Source organism: Stenotrophomonas sp. 22385 (genome assembly GCF_052045085.1).
Taxonomy (GTDB): Bacteria; Pseudomonadota; Gammaproteobacteria; order Xanthomonadales; family Xanthomonadaceae; genus Stenotrophomonas.
Genome location: NZ_JBQEOG010000001.1, coordinates 408,498 through 425,162, shown reverse-complemented (window position 1 = coordinate 425,162; position 16,665 = coordinate 408,498). Strand labels below are relative to the sequence as shown.

General features: G+C 67.3%; 14 protein-coding genes and 2 riboswitches. Of the genes, 7 read left to right on the top strand and 7 right to left on the bottom strand.

Annotated features, from left to right (window positions below; all coding sequences use genetic code 11):
- Window positions 1–52: 52 nt before the first annotated feature.
- Window positions 53–799, bottom strand: a complete 747-nt coding sequence (locus ACTJI4_RS01765) for an NYN domain-containing protein (protein ID WP_282247697.1) — start codon at window positions 797–799, stop codon at window positions 53–55.
- Between the two features lie 140 nt (window positions 800–939).
- On the opposite strand from ACTJI4_RS01765, the gene ACTJI4_RS01760 reads away from it, so the two are divergent.
- Window positions 940–2,250 carry an NAD(P)/FAD-dependent oxidoreductase gene (locus tag ACTJI4_RS01760; RefSeq protein WP_440868350.1) on the top strand — a complete coding sequence of 437 codons (1,311 nt, stop codon included), beginning with the start codon at window positions 940–942 and terminating at the stop codon, window positions 2,248–2,250.
- Here the strand turns inward: ACTJI4_RS01760 and ACTJI4_RS01755 are convergent.
- Window positions 2,223–2,540, bottom strand: a complete 318-nt coding sequence (locus tag ACTJI4_RS01755; protein WP_440868349.1) for a hypothetical protein — start codon at window positions 2,538–2,540, stop codon at window positions 2,223–2,225. The two genes, ACTJI4_RS01760 and ACTJI4_RS01755, sit on opposite strands and share 28 nt — an antisense overlap.
- Window positions 2,537–2,809 (bottom strand): GIY-YIG nuclease family protein, encoded by a 273-nt coding sequence (locus ACTJI4_RS01750; protein ID WP_392918764.1) that lies wholly within the window; start codon window positions 2,807–2,809, stop codon window positions 2,537–2,539. The genes ACTJI4_RS01755 and ACTJI4_RS01750 overlap by 4 nt, the downstream gene beginning before the upstream one ends.
- Window positions 2,810–2,853: 44 nt before the next feature.
- Window positions 2,854–2,948, top strand: a riboswitch (glycine riboswitch).
- 8 nt (window positions 2,949–2,956) lie between these two features.
- Window positions 2,957–3,047, top strand: a riboswitch (glycine riboswitch).
- 84 nt (window positions 3,048–3,131) lie between these two features.
- Between ACTJI4_RS01750 and ACTJI4_RS01745 the strand changes: the two genes are divergently transcribed.
- Entirely contained in the window at window positions 3,132–3,749 is a 618-nt protein-coding gene (locus ACTJI4_RS01745; protein ID WP_392918767.1) for a trimeric intracellular cation channel family protein, read from the top strand.
- Between the two features lie 77 nt (window positions 3,750–3,826).
- Here the strand turns inward: ACTJI4_RS01745 and ACTJI4_RS01740 are convergent, their stop codons facing one another.
- Complete coding sequence (locus tag ACTJI4_RS01740) at window positions 3,827–4,900, bottom strand: 3-deoxy-7-phosphoheptulonate synthase (RefSeq protein WP_392918771.1); 1,074 nt, start codon at window positions 4,898–4,900, stop codon at window positions 3,827–3,829.
- Between the two features lie 336 nt (window positions 4,901–5,236).
- Here ACTJI4_RS01740 and ACTJI4_RS01735 point away from each other — a divergent pair, with 336 nt between their 5' ends.
- The gene (locus ACTJI4_RS01735) at window positions 5,237–6,400 is read left to right on the top strand and encodes a serine hydrolase domain-containing protein (RefSeq protein ID WP_440868348.1); all 1,164 of its coding nucleotides are present in this window, start codon (window positions 5,237–5,239) and stop codon (window positions 6,398–6,400) included.
- A gap of 68 nt (window positions 6,401–6,468) precedes the next feature.
- Here ACTJI4_RS01735 and groL read toward each other — a convergent pair whose 3' ends face one another.
- Together groL and ACTJI4_RS01725 are read right to left on the bottom strand one after the other, a co-directional pair.
- The gene (gene groL, locus ACTJI4_RS01730; RefSeq protein ID WP_392918777.1) at window positions 6,469–8,115 is read right to left on the bottom strand and encodes a chaperonin GroEL; all 1,647 of its coding nucleotides are present in this window, start codon (window positions 8,113–8,115) and stop codon (window positions 6,469–6,471) included.
- Between the two features lie 83 nt (window positions 8,116–8,198).
- The gene (locus tag ACTJI4_RS01725; protein WP_282247807.1) at window positions 8,199–8,486 is read right to left on the bottom strand and encodes a co-chaperone GroES; all 288 of its coding nucleotides are present in this window, start codon (window positions 8,484–8,486) and stop codon (window positions 8,199–8,201) included.
- A gap of 279 nt (window positions 8,487–8,765) precedes the next feature.
- Between ACTJI4_RS01725 and ACTJI4_RS01720 the strand changes: the two genes are divergently transcribed.
- The 4 genes from ACTJI4_RS01720 to ACTJI4_RS01705 all read left to right on the top strand — a co-directional run bounded on the left by ACTJI4_RS01720 (window position 8,766) and on the right by ACTJI4_RS01705 (window position 13,960).
- Complete coding sequence (locus tag ACTJI4_RS01720; protein ID WP_392918782.1) at window positions 8,766–10,550, top strand: endonuclease; 1,785 nt, start codon at window positions 8,766–8,768, stop codon at window positions 10,548–10,550.
- A gap of 94 nt (window positions 10,551–10,644) precedes the next feature.
- Complete coding sequence (cutA, locus tag ACTJI4_RS01715; protein WP_392918785.1) at window positions 10,645–10,983, top strand: divalent-cation tolerance protein CutA; 339 nt, start codon at window positions 10,645–10,647, stop codon at window positions 10,981–10,983.
- A complete protein-coding gene (locus ACTJI4_RS01710; protein ID WP_440868347.1) occupies window positions 10,983–13,352 on the top strand; it encodes a protein-disulfide reductase DsbD domain-containing protein in 2,370 nt (789 codons plus the stop codon). The genes cutA and ACTJI4_RS01710 overlap by 1 nt, the downstream gene beginning before the upstream one ends.
- Complete coding sequence (locus ACTJI4_RS01705; RefSeq protein WP_440868346.1) at window positions 13,349–13,960, top strand: TlpA family protein disulfide reductase; 612 nt, start codon at window positions 13,349–13,351, stop codon at window positions 13,958–13,960. Before ACTJI4_RS01710 ends, ACTJI4_RS01705 begins: the two co-directional genes overlap by 4 nt.
- Before the next feature lie 31 nt (window positions 13,961–13,991).
- On the opposite strand, the gene ACTJI4_RS01700 is transcribed toward ACTJI4_RS01705, so the two are convergent.
- Window positions 13,992–16,628, bottom strand: a complete 2,637-nt coding sequence (locus ACTJI4_RS01700; protein WP_392918793.1) for an excinuclease ABC subunit A — start codon at window positions 16,626–16,628, stop codon at window positions 13,992–13,994.
- Between the last annotated feature and the right edge of the window lie 37 nt (window positions 16,629–16,665).

The following is a 16,665-nucleotide window of genomic DNA, read 5'->3' as shown; positions in this document are numbered from 1 at the left end:
GTTCCCGGTTGTCGATATGCGCCGATACGATACGCCGATCAACGCAGCGGTGTTACCGCGCCTTCTTCGGAAGTGCGCGCACGTACGTGGATTTGCCGTCCTTCTTCATTTCAAACAGCCCGGTGGCCGCGAGCAGTTCGCTGAGTTTGTTGTAGCCGTAGTTGCGCGAGTCGAAAGAAGCCTGGTTGCCGATCTGGCTGCCCACCGGGCCCAGGTGCGACCAGCCGTCTTCGGCTTCGGCCGACGTCACCGCACGGCGCAGCATCTGCACCAGCCGGGTATCGCTGCGCAGTTCGGGGCCGGTCTTGCGTGGACGGGTTTCCTCAGCGCCCTGCTCCACTTCGGCGTCCACCGCGTGGCTCTGGCCCAGGGCTTCCAGGTAGGTGAACTTGGAACAGGCGTTGACGAACGGCTCCGGCGTTTTCTTCTCGCCGAACCCATACACCTTGACCCCGTCGGTCAGCAGGCGCATCACCAGCGGAGTGAAATCGGCATCGCTGGACACGATCGCAAACCCATCGAGGTTGCGTGCGTACAGCATGTCCATCGCATCGATCACCATCGCCATGTCCGAGGCGTTCTTGCCGCGGCTGTAGGCGAACTGCTGGATGGGACGGATTGCGTACTCGTGCAGCACCCCCTCCCAGCCTTTCAGGCGTGGACTCTTCCAGTTGCCATAGGCGCGACGGACGTTGGCCACGCCGTAGCGCGCCACTTCGGCCAGCACCACATCGATCTTCGAAGACGGCGCATTGTCGGCATCGATCAGCAGGGCGATGCGCTTTTCCGGTTCGGTCATCTCAACCTCCAGTCAAGGGTCGAATCGGCCGCCGGCAGGCGCGACGGCTGCTGAACCCAGTATCTGTCATCCACGTGAAGATCGCGCGTCGCGTGCGAACATGCTCTGCTTCGCTTCGACCCCCGCCAAGGAGTCATTGCATGACCCGCGATCCCCTGCCCCACCTGGTCATCATTGGTGGCGGCTTCGCCGGCCTCTGGGCCACCCGCGCGCTGGCCAGCGCGCGCATCCGCATCACCCTGGTGGACCGTCGCAACCACCATCTGTTCCAGCCGCTGCTGTACCAGGTTGCCACCGCCGGCCTGTCCGCGCCCGACATCGCCGCGCCGCTGCGCCACATCCTGGGCGACCAGCGCAATGTCGAAGTGCGGTTGGGCGAGGTGACCTCGATCGACAAGGGCAAGCGCCAGATCACCCTAGCCGACGGCGGCCAGCTCGGCTACGACACGCTGATGCTGTGCACCGGCGCCACCCACGCGTATTTCGGGCACGACGAGTGGGCCGCCGACGCACCTGGCCTGAAGACCCTGGACGATGCCATCGCACTGCGGCGCAAGCTGCTGCTGGCCTTCGAACGCGCGGAGGCCGAGCCGGATCCGGCGCGCAAGGCAGCGTGGCTGAGCTTTGCGGTAGTCGGCGGCGGCCCCACCGGCGTGGAACTGGCCGGCACCCTGGCCGAGATCGCGCGGCACACCCTGCGCAACGAGTTCCGCCACATCGATCCGGCCAGCGCCACGGTGCGGCTGGTCGAAGCCGGGCCCCGGGTGCTGTCCAGCTTTCCCGAGGTACTGTCGCTGAAAGCGCGGCGCCAGTTGGAGAAGCTCGGCGTGGAAGTGCTGACCGGCACCGCAGTGAGCAACATCAACGGCGAGGGCTTCCAGCTCGGCGAGCAGTTCGTTGCCGCCCGCACGGTGGTGTGGGCCGCAGGCGTGGCTGCCTCGCCGCTGGCGCGGACGCTGGACGTCCCCCTGGACCGCGCCGGGCGCGTGCTGGTGCAGCCCGACCTTACCCTGGCCGGGCACCCGGAGATTTTCGTGGCCGGCGACCTGGCCGCGCTGCAGCAGGCCGATGGCCGGCCGGTGCCGGGCGTTGCCCCGGCCGCCAAGCAGATGGGCAAGCATGTGGCCGCCACCCTCCGTGCGCGGCTCGAGGACACGCCGGCACCCGGCCCGTTCAAGTACCAGGACTACGGCAACCTGGCCACGATCGGGCGCATGGCCGCCATCGTGCACCTGGGCCGGCTGCAGTTGTCCGGTGTGCTGGCCTGGTGGTTCTGGCTGGCCGCGCACGTGTTCTTCCTGATCGGGTTCCGCAACCGGATCGTGGTGCTGCTCAATTGGGCGGTGGCGTATTGGAGCTACCAGCGCAGTGCACGGATCATCTTTGGTGATGACCGCGAGGACCGCCGACCGAAACCGACCGATCAGGGATCGTTGCCCGGAGCGAGGTGAACATCCCAGGTGCACAGGAAATCCGGATCACGGATGGTCAGCGCCATCGAGCGCAGCGTGTAGTCGCCGGGCGCGGCCGGGGTGTAATGACCAAGCTCTGGCGGCAGGAACAGTTCCTCGCCGTCCAGCGCGCTGGCCAGCACCACGCCCTCCTCGTCATTGATGCGCAGCACGTGCCCGGCCATCTGGCGGTGCTCCAGCGCGTTGCCTTCGGCGTCCAGGTAGGTGATGCCGGCGAGCACGGTCTTGCCGATCATTGCGCGCGCCTTGGCCGGGTCGATGCCTGTCATGTTCCGCCACTCCGTTGCTGAAGCCAGGCCAGTTTGCGTGCGCGCGGCTGGCGCTTGAGCTCGCATTCGGCCTTGGAGGCGGCCGAACGGTCCGGATAGGCGCGCATGGCGAGCAGCTTCACCGGCGGGTTGGCGCGGGTGTAGCGCGCGCCCTTCCCGCACGCATGGGCCTGGAAGCGGGCGTCCACGTCGTTGCTGATGCCGGCGTAATAGCTGCCGTTGCGGCATTCCAGCAGATAGAGGTACCAGGGGGCGGGTTCAGCGGGCATACCGGGATTATCCACCGGCACGAGGGTACTGGCTGCTAGAATCCGCTCCGGATGCAGGAGAGAGGCGCCGCGCTGGCGCCCGCCGAAGGCGCAGGCTCCCATAATCGCTCAGGCCGGTGGCTCGAAACGCCACCAACCATGCATCCAACACGCCGATCTGGAGAGAGGTCTTCAATGACCCGCCGAAGGGGCACGTGGCCTGGCCACTGAACTCTCAGGCAAAAGGACAGCGGGAGCGGCAACGGAATCCCACCCCACGACAGTGCTGCGGCGCTGGCGCGTGCGCGTTTCCGTCCCCGCCTGCCCCCTCCGGAGCCGCTGCATGCTGCTGTCCATCATCTACCTCATCGCCATTTCCGCCGAAGCCATGACCGGCGCGCTGTCTGCCGGTCGTCGGCGGATGGATCTGTTCGGCGTGGTCATCATCGCCTGCGTGACCGCGCTGGGCGGCGGCTCACTGCGCGATATCGTGCTGGGCCACTACCCGCTGGGCTGGGTCAAGCACCCCGAGTACCTGGGCTTCACGATCTGTGCGGCACTGATCGCCACCTGGGTGGCACGCTGGATGCACCACTTCCGCCGCACCTTCCTGGTGCTCGATGGCCTGGGCCTGATCTGCTTCACCCTGATCGGCTGCGCGGTGGCGCGCGACGGTGGCCACGCGGCGCCGATCGTACTCATCGCCGGCATGCTCACCGGCGCCTTCGGCGGCGTCCTGCGCGATGTACTGTGCAACGAGGTGCCGCTGATCTTCCAGAAGGAGCTGTACGCGGTGATCACCCTGCTCACTGGCGCGGCGTGGCTGGGTTTGCTGGAACTGGACGTGTCGCTCAATGCCGCCACGCTGTGGTGCCTGGGCGGCGGCTTCGCGTTCCGCCTGCTGGCGATCCACTTCAAGTGGGAGATGCCGAAGTTCGTGTATCGCGACGAGGTGCATTAGCGGGTATCGACCGGCGGTCGATACCCGCCGCCGGCCGGCACCGGTAGCGCACGACCGTTGGTCGTGCGCCGCCCGGATCAAGCCGCCTCGGCCAGACGCCGCGCGCGCCGCGCACGCACGGCCTCGGCCAGCGCCTCCAGCACCTGCAGCGAACTGTCCCAGCCGATGCAGCCATCGGTGATGCTCTGGCCGTACACCAGCGGCTGGCCTTCCACCAGTTCCTGGCGGCCAGCGACCAGGTGGCTTTCCACCATGACGCCCACGATGCGCTCTTCGCCTGCCGCCAGTTGTGCATTGATGTCAGCGATCACCTTCGGCTGGTTTTCGGGATTCTTGCTGCTGTTGGCGTGGCTGGCATCGATCATCAGCCGCGCCGGGAGCTGCGCCTTGGCCAGCGTCTGGCTGGCGGCATCCACGCTGGCGGCATCGAAGTTCGGCACTTTGCCGCCACGCAGGATCACGTGGCAATCCGGGTTGCCGGCCGTGGCGACAATGGCGGTATCGCCCTGCTTGGTCACCGACAGGAAGTGGTGCGGGTTGGACGCGGCACCCACCGCGTCGGCGGCGATCTTGATGTTGCCGTCGGTGCCGTTCTTGAAGCCGACCGGGCACGACAGCCCGGAGGCCAGCTCGCGATGCACCTGGCTTTCGGTGGTGCGCGCGCCAATGGCGCCCCAGGCAACCAGGTCGGCGATGTACTGCGGCGAGATCACGTCCAGGAACTCCACGCCGGCGGGCAGGCCCAGCTTGTTGATGTCGCGCAGCAGGCCGCGCGCAACGCGCAGGCCCTTGTTGATCTGGAAGCTGCCATCCAGGTCCGGGTCATTGATCAGGCCCTTCCAGCCCACCGTGGTGCGCGGCTTTTCGAAGTAGACGCGCATGACGATTTCCAGCTCGCCCGCGTGGGCATCGCGCAGCGGCTTCAGGCGCTGGGCGTACTCGATTGCCGCGACCGGGTCATGGATCGAGCACGGGCCGATCACCACCGCCAGCCGGTCGTCGCGGCCATGCAGGATCTCGTGCAGTGCGGCGCGCGAGGCGCTCACGGTGGAGGAGGCTTCTTCGTCGCAGGGCAGCATCGCCAGCAGCTGCGCGGGCGGGGTCAACGGTTCAATCTTGCGGATGCGCAGGTCGTCGGTGTGGGGGGGCATGGGGGTGTCTCCTGGAAGGTGGGGGTCCCCAGCGCGGCGGCAACAAAAAAGCCGCCAGGTGCGCTGGCGGCTTTCGGGTATGCGTCTGAAGCTTTCTTCAGGGTGAGCGCATGCCTTCCTCCGCCGGTGGCTTCGGAAAGTAATACCAAAAGTAGGAATTGGCGGGACGTGCGTTCATTGGGGAGTATTGATATCACAGGGGTTGGGCAGTGCCAACTGTTTCATTCGCAACCGGGCAGAGATGTCCCGGAGTGCCGTTGGATGGGTGACTTCCGGCGCTGGCCCCGGGTGCGTCCCGCGTTAGGATCTGGGTCGAGACCCGGAGGAGTGCCGTGCATGCGCCCGTTCGTCCTGATGCTCTCCCTGTTATTGCCCACGTCGGCTGCGCTGGCGGCCGCCCCACCCCATCCGCTGCCATCCGCGCCTGCGGTGGATGCGCAGATGCAGCGTCTGATGCGGGCAACCGGTGCCCAGGGGCTGGCGTTGGCCGTGATCGATGACGGCAAGGTCGTGCAGGTGCACGCGGCCGGCAAGCGCAATGCGGCCGGCGAGCCGCTGCAGCCGGACACCATCATGTACGCCGCGTCGCTGACCAAGGCGGCGTTTGCCTACATGGTCCTGCAGTTGGTGGACGAGGGCGTGCTGGATCTGGATCGGCCCATCGCCGCCTACCTGGACCGTCCACTGCCGGACTATCCGGCCGACAAGCGCTACGCGCCCTGGCCTGACCTGAAGGACGACCCGCGCTGGCAGCAGATCACCCCGCGCATGCTGCTCAGCCACCGCAGCGGTTTCTCCAACTTCGCCTTCCTTGAACCGGAGGGAAAACTGCGGCTGCATTTCGACCCCGGCACGCGGTATGCGTACTCCGGCGAAGGCCTGATCCTGCTGCAGTTCGTGCTCGAGCAGGGGATAGGCCTGGACGTGGGCAAGGAAATGCAGCGGCGGGTATTCGATCGGCTCGGCATGACCCGGACGAGCATGACCTGGCGCCCGGACTTCGCCGGCAACCTGGCCGACGGCTGGACCCAGGACGGCAGCACCGAACCGCATGACGAGCGCAGCCGTGTGCGTGCGGCTGGTTCGATGGACACCACCATCTCCGATATCGCGCGACTTGCCGCCGCACTGGTGAGCGGTGAAGGCCTTTCGCCTGCATCGCGACGTGAGCTGGTGCGCGCGCAGTGGCCGATCACCACCGCCTCGCAGTTCCCCACGCTGCAGGACGAACTGCCGCCGGCGAAGCGGCGGGCCGACCTTGCCGCCGGGCTGGGTGTGGTGGTGTTCGACGGCCCGCAGGGCCATGGTTTCTACAAAGGCGGGCATGACGATGCGGTGGGCAACACGATGGTCTGCCTGGAGCGTGGCCAGCGCTGCGTGGTGATCCTGGGCAACGACGTGCGCGCCGAGGCCGCATTCCCCGCACTGGCGCGCTACGTGCTGGGTGACACCGGCGCGCCGTGGAGCTGGGAATACGGCAACAAGGTGTTTGTCCCATAACGAAAGAACCCCGCCTCTCGGCGGGGTTCCCGGTGTACAGCACGACAGGATGTCGCGTGTGCGGCGACTTAGAAGTCCATGCCGCCCATGCCACCCATGCCGCCCATGCCGCCGCCGCCCATGGCCGGCTCGTCCTTCTTCGGCGCTTCAGCCACCATCGCTTCGGTGGTGATCATCAGGCCGGCGATCGAGGCAGCGTTCTGCAGGGCAGAACGGGTCACCTTGGTCGGGTCGAGGATGCCGAAGGCCAGCATGTCGCCGAACTCACCGGTGGCAGCGTTGTAGCCGTAGCTGCCGGTGCCTTCCTTGACCTTGTTGACGATCACGGACGGCTCTTCGCCGGCATTGGCCACGATTTCACGCAGCGGGGCTTCCATCGCGCGCAGGGCGATCTGGATGCCGTGGTTCTGGTCTTCGTTGGCACCCTTCAGGCCGGCCAGCGCGGTGACCGCACGGACCAGGGCAACGCCGCCGCCCGGCACCACGCCTTCTTCGACTGCCGCACGGGTGGCGTGCAGGGCGTCGTCAACGCGGTCCTTCTTTTCCTTCATTTCGATTTCGGTCGACGCGCCGACCTTGATCACAGCAACACCGCCGGCCAGCTTGGCCACGCGTTCCTGCAGCTTCTCGCGGTCGTAATCGGACGAGGTGTCTTCGATCTGGGTCTTGATGCGGGCCACGCGCGATTCCACGGCAGCCTTGTCACCCAGGCCGTCGATGATCGTGGTGTTTTCCTTGGAAACCTGCACCTTCTTGGCGCGGCCGAGGTCGTTGATGGTGGCCTTCTCCAGCGACAGGCCGATCTCTTCGGAGATCACGGTGCCGCCGGTCAGGGTGGCCATGTCTTCCAGCATCGCCTTGCGACGGTCGCCGAAGCCCGGCGCCTTGACGGCCACGACCTTGACGATGCCGCGGATGGTGTTGACCACCAGGGTGGCCAGCGCTTCGCCTTCGACTTCTTCGGCCACGATCAGCAGCGGCTTGCCGGCCTTGGCGACGCCTTCCAGCACCGGCAGCAGATCACGGACGTTGGAGATCTTCTTGTCGTGCAGCAGGATGTACGGATCGTCCAGGTCGGCGGTCTGCGCCTGCTGGTTGTTGATGAAGTACGGGGACAGGTAGCCGCGGTCGAACTGCATGCCCTTGACCACGTCCAGCTCGTTTTCCAGGCCCGAGCCTTCCTCAACGGTGATCACGCCTTCCTTGCCGACTTCACGCATCGCTTCGGCGATGATGTTGCCGATCGACTCGTCCGAGTTGGCCGAGATCGTACCGACCTGGGCAATGGCCTTGTCGTCAGCGGTGGGCTTGGAGATGTTCTTCAGCTCGGCGACGGCGGCCACTACGGCCTTGTCGATACCGCGCTTGAGGTCCATCGGGTTCATGCCGGCAGCCACGGCCTTGGCGCCTTCGCGGATCAGGGCCTGGGCGAGCACGGTGGCGGTGGTGGTGCCGTCGCCGGCGTCGTCGTTGGTACGCGAGGCGACTTCCTTCACCATCTGCGCGCCCATGTTCTCGAACTTGTCAGCCAGTTCGATTTCCTTGGCGACGGACACGCCGTCCTTGGTGATGGTCGGGGCGCCGAAGCTCTTCTCGAGCACGACGTTGCGGCCCTTCGGGCCCAGGGTGGCCTTGACGGCATTGGCGAGAACGTTGACGCCGCGCACCATGCGGGCGCGGGCGTCTTCACCGAAACGAATTTCCTTGGCAGCCATTGCGATTACCTTTTTATGTTGGGGCCGGGTCGTGCCCGGCGACATTAGATCGGGGCAGCGGGGCAACGCCCCGCGAGGCGGAATCAGCCGATGACGGCGAGGATGTCGTCTTCGCGCAGGACCTTGTATTCCACGCCTTCGCTCTTGTAGCTGCTGCCGGCGTACTGGCCGTAGATGACCTTGTCGCCGACCTTCAGCGACGGCGCACGCACGCTGCCATTGTCCAGCGGCTTGCCCGGGCCCACGGCCACGACTTCGCCCTTGGTCGACTTTTCCTTGGCCGAGTCGGGGATCACGATGCCGCCGGCGGAGACTTCGTCGGCTTCGATCGGCTTGACCACAACGCGGTCGTGAAGCGGCTTGATGTTCATGCGTGCCTCTTAAGTTGTTGATTGATTTGAAAAAGTCCGGCGATATTAGCACTCACCCCAGGTGACTGCCAGCACCGCTCGCGAAAAAACCCGCCAGTGCGGGACAGGGCAGAGATGGTGCTGTCCCCGGCCCTTTCAAGGGGGGGCCGACGATTTCTCCCAGACCGCCATTTTCTTGACGCACGTCTCAATGCGGAGTGCCGAAGACGACAAATCGATAGATGTGTCATATGGATTAGCTAGATTCGGCCGGCAAAACCCAATCACAAGGAGCCGTAGATGAGGTTGCTCACACCACTGTCCCTGGGGTGCCTGCTGGCGCTGGCCGCGGGTTCCGTCCAGGCAGACGTATTCATCAATGAACTGCACTACGACGACAGCACCCCGGCCGGGGATGTCGGCGAAGCCATCGAGGTGGTCGCCACCGGCGGAGAGGACCTGGGTACCTACCGGCTGTACCTGTACAACGGCAGCACGCCGTCGGCGGCCACGGTCTACGCAGACACCCCGGTGCCGGCCGGTAGCGCCGCCGGCTGTGGCAAGGCCAGCATCGCCACCGTCACCTACCCGACCAACGGCCTGCAGAACGGTGCCAACGACGGCATCGCACTGGTGGACGCCAGCGGCAGGGTGGTCCAGTTCATCAGCTACGAAGGCACCATCACCGCCGCCGGCGGCCCGGCCGCCGGGCTGACCAGCCAGAACATCCCGGTCAGCGAGAGCAACAGCACCGCGCCGGGCACCTCCCTGCAGCTCACCGGCAGCGGCAGCCAGTACGCCCACTTCACCTGGGCCGGATCGGCCGCGCAGACCTTCGGTGCCTGCAACGCCGGCCAGAGCTTCAGCGGCACCGGCGGCACCGGACCCAACACTCCGCCGTCGGTCACCACCACCACCCCGGAGCAGGGCGCGGCCAGCTTCCCGGCTGCCGCCGATCTGGTCGTCACCTTCAGTGAAAACGTCACCGCCAGCGCTGGTGCATTCACGCTCAGCTGCGGCCAGTCCGGCACGGTGCCGCTGACCCATGCCAACAGCGGCACCCGCTTCACCCTGTCCACCAACACCGCGCTGGTGGCCGGCGAAGCCTGCCGCTTCGATATCCGCGCCGCCCGCATCAAGGACGCGCAGGGTGCACGGCCGGCAGCGGATACCCGCATTGCCTTCACCGTGGCCAGCGGCGGTACCGGCCCCGGCCCCGATCCGGACCCGGGCAGCTACTACGCGAAGGTCAATACCTCCAGCCCCAGCCAGCTGCGCTGCTCGCTGCACGCCACCATCAAGGGCCACACCTCGTACCCGTACAGCGGCTCGGGCACCAGCACCTGGACCATCCTGGAAATCGCCGATGAGGATCCCAACAACAGCGGCCGGATCCTGGACGCATACCGCAACCGCAGTTACGCCAAGGTCAGCGACCGGGCCGGCACCGGCAGCGGGCTGACCTACAACCGCGAGCACACCTGGCCCAATTCGCTGGGTTTTGCCAGCACCACCGGCGACAAGGGCCTGCCGTACGCGCCTTATACCGATACCCACATGCTGTACCTGACCGACGCACAGTGGAACGCGGACCGTGGCAACAAGCCGTTTGCCACCTGCGACAGCAACTGCGGCGAGCGCGCCACCGAAGCCAACAACGGCACCGGTGGCGGCAGTGGCGGCTACCCGGGCAATTCCAACTGGGTGCGCACTCCCGACGGCAATGCCGGCACCTTCGAGGTCTGGGGCCATCGCAAGGGCGACATGGCGCGTGCGGTGATGTACATGGCGATCCGTTATGAGGGCGGCAAGGACGCGGCCACCGGGCAGTCCGAACCGGACCTGGAGCTGACCGACGACCGCAGCAGGATCGTGAAGACCTCGGCGTCGCCGGCCTACATGGGGCTGCTCTCGACCCTGATCGACTGGCACCTGTCCGACCCGCCGGATGCGGCAGAAAAAGCCCGCAATGAAGTGATCTACAGCTTCCAGGGCAACCGCAACCCGTTCATCGACCATCCGGAATGGGGCACGCCCGCCCTGTTCACGTCGGCCAAGCCGGCGACCTGCACGTTGGCGAACTGAGGCATCCCGAGGCCCGGCCAACGGTCGGGCGACGGGTTTTGATGCCGGCCGGTCCCGTGTGGGCCGGCCGGCATCCGCATTACAATCGGGGGTCATGTCGCGCCCCGATTCCATATTCATCCTTCTCACCACCTGCCCCGATGCGGCCACCGCCACGCGGATGGCGCACGCGCTGGTGGAAGAACGCCTGGCCGCCTGCGTGACCCGGCTGGACGGGGCGCATTCGACCTACCGCTGGCATGGCGAGGTCACCGAGGACCATGAGGTCCAACTGCTGATCAAGACCACCGGCAGCCGTCTGGATGCGGCCATCGCGCGCGTGCAGGCGCTGCACCCGTATGAACTCCCGGAGTGCATCGCGGTCGAAACCCGCGCCGGCCTGCCGGCGTATCTGGATTGGATCCGGGCGCAGACCCGAGAGGAAACTGATTGATGCCGCTGCTTCGTCGTGTTGCCGCGCTGTGCGCGCTGTTCGTGGTTTCCCTGCCGGCGCTCGCCGTCAGCGAGAAAGACCTGCTGCCGGTGGATGAAGCCTTCGGGCTGAGCGCCCAGGCGCGCGACCGCGACCGTATCGAGGTCAGCTGGAAGATCGCACCGGGCTATTACCTTTACCGGCACCGCACCACGGTCAAGAGCGACGCAGGTTTCAGTGCCGGGGCGCTGCAGATGCCGGCCGGGAAGAAACACCACGACGACTTCTTCGGCGAGGTGGAAACCTACCGCGAACGACTGACTGCCGTGCTGCCGGGCAAGGCGGCCGACGGGGCTGAGACGGTGACGCTGGAAGTGCGCTACCAGGGGTGCGCCGACGCCGGGGTGTGCTACCCGCCGCAGATGCGCAGCATGCAGGTCACGCTGCCGGGCGGCAGCGCACGCGCTGACAGCACCGCGGCCCCGACCCTGGGCGGCGGCGCCACGTCGCCGTTCAACACCCCGCTGGCCGGCGGCAACGCCACCGGTGGCCTGCGCCTGCCCGGCGTCGCCAGCGCCCAGTCGCTGCCGCTGCCATCCGAACGCGCGTTCGGCTTCGAAGCGATCGTGGGCGATGGCAACACCGTGCTGCTGCGTTTCAGCCCGGCGCCAGGCTACTACCTGTATCGCGACCGCACCTCGCTGACCCTGGAGGGCGCCCGTGGCATCCGCGCGGACAAGCCGCTGTGGCCCGCCGCAAGGTCGCACCGCGACGAACACTTCGGCGATGTATCGGTGTATTTCGATCAGGTCGATGTGAAGCTGCCGCTGCGCCGCAGCGTTGCCGATGCCGCTGATGCCACCCTGGTGATCACTTTCCAGGGCTGCCAGACCGATGGCATCTGCTACCCGCCCATGACCCGGCGGGTGAAGCTGGCGCTGCCTGCCGGCAAGGTCAACGCCAGCGCCGGTGAAGAGGCACGCCGCAGCGAAGTGATCACGCCGCTGGTAACGCGCGAGAAGCGCGCGCAGGCACGTGAGACCGGCGGCATTGCGACCCAGCCGATGCTGATCCGCCCGAACGAGCCGGCCCTGGCGCTTCCCGCCAGCGGGACGCCCGACGCCAGCGCCGACAATGACCAGCGCACGCGTCCTCCGGGTGCCAGCGACAGTGCCACGCCGATCACCCTCATCACCGCGCTGCTGCTGGCGTTGGCCGGCGGCCTGATCCTCAACCTGATGCCGTGCGTGCTGCCGATCCTCTCGCTGAAGGTGCTGGGCGTGGCGCAGAGTGGCGAAAGCCGCCAGCGCGCGCGCAGCCATGCACTCTGGTACACCGCCGGCGTGCTGGTGGCATTCGCCGCGATCGGCGCGCTGGTGCTGGCCCTGCGCGCCGCCGGGCAGGCAGCGGGATGGGGCTTCCAACTGCAGCACCCGTGGTTCATCGCCGCGCTGGTGTACCTGATGTTCACCGTGGGCCTGAGCCTGTCCGGGGTGTTCACCCTGGGCGGCAGCCTGGGCGGCGTGGGCCAGTCGCTGGCCTCGCGCAGCGGGCCGATGGGCGACTTCTTCACCGGCGTACTCGCCTGCGTGGTGGCCAGCCCCTGCGTGGCACCATTCATGGGCGCGCCGCTGGCCTATGCCTTCACCGCGCCGGCGGTGCCGGCAATGCTGGTGTTCCTCATGCTGGGCCTCGGCCTGGCGCTGCCGTTCCTGCTGATCGGTTTTGTGCCCTCGCTGGCCAAGCGCCTGCCGCGCCCGGGCGCGTGGATGGAGACCCTGAAGCAGGTACTGGCCTTCCCGATGTATGCCACCGCGCTGTGGCTGCTGTGGGTGCTGGGCAAGCAGCGTGGCGTGGATGCGATGGCGCTGTTGCTGGCCGGGCTGGTGGTGCTGGGCCTGGCGTTGTGGTGGTTCGAGCGCAGCCGCTGGCGCAGCCAGCGCGTCGGTGCCGCACTGGCGCTGGTGCTGCTGCTGGGCGCGCTGGTGCCGGTATGGGGGGTGACACGGATCGACGCACCGGCCAGGGCCGCGCTGGCCGCTGCCGACAACGTGGTGGCCTATTCGCCGCAGATGCTCGACCGGCTCCGCCAGGACAACCGCGTGGTGTTCGTCAACATGACCGCGGACTGGTGTGTGACCTGCAAGGCCAACGAGCGGGCGGTGCTGGGCACCCATGGCTTCGAGGAAACGCTGCGCCGTACCAACGCGGTGTACATGCGGGGTGACTACACCAACGTGGACCCGGAAATCACCGCGTTCCTGGAAGAGCACAAGGCGGTCGGCGTGCCGCTGTACGTGGTGTACGGCCCCGGCGCACCGCCGACCGTGCTGCCCACCGTGCTGACCCAGGCGCTGGTGGAAGAAGCGCTGCTGCGCACCGCGCGATGAGCACCCCGCCGGTCCGCACATCGTTGAGGGTGGTGGCGGCGCTGGCTGCGGTGCTGGGACTGGGCACCGGTGTGTACTACGTCGGGCGCGTGCCGCAGCACTCCGGGTCTGCTGTCGTGGATCGGCCGGCCGCCATGCCGGCCCAACCCGGCGATCCGATGCCGGCAATCACCCTGCCGGATGTGGAGGGCAAGCCCGTGGACTTCGCCCGCTTCGGTGGCCGCCCACTGTTGATCAACGTGTGGGCCAGCTGGTGCGGCCCATGCGTGGAAGAGATGCCCATGCTGGCCGCGTTTGCCGCTGCGCAGGCGGCCGATGGCGTGCAGGTGGTGGGGTTGGCCATCGATACACCGGACGGCGTACGCGATTTTCTTGACCGCGTGCCGGTGACCTATCCGATCGTGATCGAGCAGCCTGCGCCGGATGACGCCAGCGTGCGCTTGGGCAACGCGCAGGGTCTGCTGCCCTACACGGTGCTGGTGGATGCGGACGGGAAGATCGTCAAGCAGAAGCTGGGGCCGTTCGCGGAGGGGGAAGTCGAACGGTGGGTGGACAGTACCGACCAACGGTCGGTATCCACCGCCGGAGCGCCGGCGACTGCGCGGTAGCTGCCTGCCGCTGGTGGGCACGGATGCCCGGTCAGGCGAAGAAGCGCCGCAGGTACGCAGCCGTCTTACCGTCTTTCGAGCGGCTCACCTGCTCCGGCGTTCCCGTCGCCACGATCTTCCCACCCTGCTCGCCCGCGCCAGGCCCGACATCGATCACCCAGTCGGCGTCGGCCACCACGCGCAGGTCGTGCTCGACCACCACCACCGTGTTGCCCGCGTCCACCAACCCGTGCAGCTGCGCCATCAGCTTGTCCACGTCGGCCGGGTGCAGGCCCGTGGTGGGCTCGTCGAGCACGTACAGGCTGTTGCCGTGCTGGCTGCGCTGCAGCTCGGTAGCCAGCTTGATCCGCTGTGCCTCGCCACCGGACAGCTCCGTGGCCGGCTGGCCAAGGCGCAGGTAGCCCAGCCCGATATCGCGCAGCAGCTGCAACGGGCGCTGCACCACAATTTCCTCGGCAAAGAACGCCAGCGCCTCCTCCACCGTCATCGCCAGCACCTGCGCGATGTTACGGCCGTTCCACTCCACCTCAAGCGTCTTGGCGTTGTAACGCTGGCCATGGCAGGTCGGGCATGGCGCATACACGCTGGGCATGAACAGCAGCTCCACGTGCACGAAGCCTTCGCCTTCGCAGGTTTCGCAGCGGCCCTGCGCCACATTGAAGGAAAAACGGCTGGCGCTGTAGCGCCGCGCCTTGGCCATGCGGGTGCCGGCAAACAGCTTGCGCACGTGGTCGAACAGGCCGGTGTAGGTGGCCAGGTTGGAACGCGGCGTGCGCCCGATCGGCTTCTGGTCCACGTTCACCAGGCGTTTGATTGCCGTGTGTCCGGCATGCAGGCGGCCGCGGGCGCGTTCGATCCGGCTCGGTTGCGGCAGCTCGTCATCCACCTCGGCTGCGGCGGGTTCATGGCCAAGTTGCTCGCCCACCAGTTCCACCAGCGCCTGGCTGACCAGGCTGGACTTGCCCGAGCCGGAGACGCCGGTAACCGCGCAGAACGTGCCCAGCGGGAAGCGTGCGTCCAGTCCGTGCAGGTTGTTGCGGTGGATGCCGCGCAGTTCCATCCAGCCGGCGGGCGTGCGCGGGGTGCGGGTGGCACGGTCATGGTCGCCGAACAGGTAGGGCGCGGTTGCGGAGGCTGCAACGCCGCGCAGACCTTGTGGTTGCCCGCTGTACAGCACCTGCCCACCGTGTTGGCCCGCCCCGGGACCGACATCCACCAGCCAGTCCGCGCGACGCAGCATCTCCAGGTCATGTTCGACCACGAACAGCGTGTTGCCGCCGGCCTTGAGCTGGTCCAGCGCAGCGTACAGGGCTTCACCATCGGCTGGATGCAGGCCGGCGGTAGGCTCGTCCAGCACGTACACCACGCCAAACAGGCTGGAGCGGATCTGGGTGGCCAGGCGCAGCCGCTGCAGCTCACCCGGTGACAGCGTCGGCGTGGCGCGGTCCATCGACAGGTAACCCAGGCCCAGCGACTGGAGCGTACCGATGCGCTCCACCAGATCGTGCGCGATGCGCTGGGCCGCGATGCGTTTCTCCTCGGAGAGGTCCGGGGTGCGGCGCACGTCACTGCTCCCCCCGTGCAGCAGCCCGCCCTTGGCCACGCGCTGCTGTTCGGCCCTGCGCCCGGCGGCACGGCTGCGCGCCGCAGCCTTGGCGGGCGCGTCGAAACGACCCTCTGCAGCTGGACGCAATGCGTCGGCCATGGCTGACAGCGACAGCCGGGAGAGTGCCCCAATGTCCATGCCGGCAAAGGTCACCGACAACGCCGCACGCTTGAGACGCTTGCCGTCGCAGACCGGACATACCGTGCCGACCATGTAGCGCGCAACGCGCTTCTTCATCATGGCGCTCTGGGTGGTGGCGAACGTGTGCAGTACATAGCGCCGCGCGCCACTGAAGGTACCCATGTAACTGGGCTCTTCCTTGCGGCGCAGTGCGGCGCGGGTCTCGCCCGGGGTGAAGCCGGCATATACCGGGACGACCGGCTGCTCCTCGGTGAACAGAATCCAGTCGCGCTGCTTCTTCGGCAGGTCGCGCCACGGAACATCCACGTCGTAGCCCAGCGTCACCAGGATGTCGCGCTGGTTCTGTCCGTGCCAGGCCGGCGGCCACGCGGCGATCGCGCGCTCGCGGATGGACAGCGAGGGGTCGGGCACCATCGACTGCTCGGTGACTTCATACACGTAACCCAAGCCGTGGCAGTTCGGGCAGGCACCCTGCGGCGTGTTCGGCGAGAAGTCCTCTGCGTACAGCATCGGCTGTTTGGCCGGATAGGTTCCAGCGCGCGAGTAAAGCATGCGCAGCAGGCTTGACAGGGTGGTCACGCTGCCCACGCTTGAGCGCACGCTTGCCGTGCCGCGTTGCTGCTGCAGTGCCACCGCCGGCGGAAGGCCGTCGATGGCGTCCACGTCGGGTACGCCGACCTGGTCGATCAGGCGGCGCGCATAGGGCGACAACGACTCCAGATACCGGCGCTGCGCCTCGGCATACAGCGTGCCGAATGCCAGCGAGGACTTCCCGGAACCCGAGATGCCGGAGAATACGACCAGGGCGTCTCGCGGAATGTCCACGTCCACGTTCTTGAGGTTGTGTTCGCGCGCTCCCCGCACGCGGACAAACGCATCACCCGTCAGGGCGGGCGACGCTGCTTTTCGACGTATGTTCATGCCCGAAGCATACCCCCGGCAGCGCCGCCCGTTGGGC

Excerpts from the sequence above, each read along its gene's own strand:
- ACTJI4_RS01765 (WP_282247697.1), bottom strand. The coding sequence starts at position 799 with ATGACCGAACCGGAAAAGCGCATCGCCCTGCTGATCGATGCCGACAAT.
- ACTJI4_RS01760 (WP_440868350.1), top strand. The coding sequence starts at position 940 with ATGACCCGCGATCCCCTGCCCCACCTGGTCATCATTGGTGGCGGCTTC.
- ACTJI4_RS01755 (WP_440868349.1), bottom strand. The coding sequence starts at position 2,540 with ATGACAGGCATCGACCCGGCCAAGGCGCGCGCAATGATCGGCAAGACC.
- ACTJI4_RS01750 (WP_392918764.1), bottom strand. The coding sequence starts at position 2,809 with ATGCCCGCTGAACCCGCCCCCTGGTACCTCTATCTGCTGGAATGCCGC.
- ACTJI4_RS01745 (WP_392918767.1), top strand. The coding sequence starts at position 3,132 with ATGCTGCTGTCCATCATCTACCTCATCGCCATTTCCGCCGAAGCCATG.
- ACTJI4_RS01740 (WP_392918771.1), bottom strand. The coding sequence starts at position 4,900 with ATGCCCCCCCACACCGACGACCTGCGCATCCGCAAGATTGAACCGTTG.
- ACTJI4_RS01735 (WP_440868348.1), top strand. The coding sequence starts at position 5,237 with ATGCGCCCGTTCGTCCTGATGCTCTCCCTGTTATTGCCCACGTCGGCT.
- groL (WP_392918777.1), bottom strand. The coding sequence starts at position 8,115 with ATGGCTGCCAAGGAAATTCGTTTCGGTGAAGACGCCCGCGCCCGCATG.
- ACTJI4_RS01725 (WP_282247807.1), bottom strand. The coding sequence starts at position 8,486 with ATGAACATCAAGCCGCTTCACGACCGCGTTGTGGTCAAGCCGATCGAA.
- ACTJI4_RS01720 (WP_392918782.1), top strand. The coding sequence starts at position 8,766 with ATGAGGTTGCTCACACCACTGTCCCTGGGGTGCCTGCTGGCGCTGGCC.
- cutA (WP_392918785.1), top strand. The coding sequence starts at position 10,645 with ATGTCGCGCCCCGATTCCATATTCATCCTTCTCACCACCTGCCCCGAT.
- ACTJI4_RS01710 (WP_440868347.1), top strand. The coding sequence starts at position 10,983 with ATGCCGCTGCTTCGTCGTGTTGCCGCGCTGTGCGCGCTGTTCGTGGTT.
- ACTJI4_RS01705 (WP_440868346.1), top strand. The coding sequence starts at position 13,349 with ATGAGCACCCCGCCGGTCCGCACATCGTTGAGGGTGGTGGCGGCGCTG.
- ACTJI4_RS01700 (WP_392918793.1), bottom strand. The coding sequence starts at position 16,628 with ATGAACATACGTCGAAAAGCAGCGTCGCCCGCCCTGACGGGTGATGCG.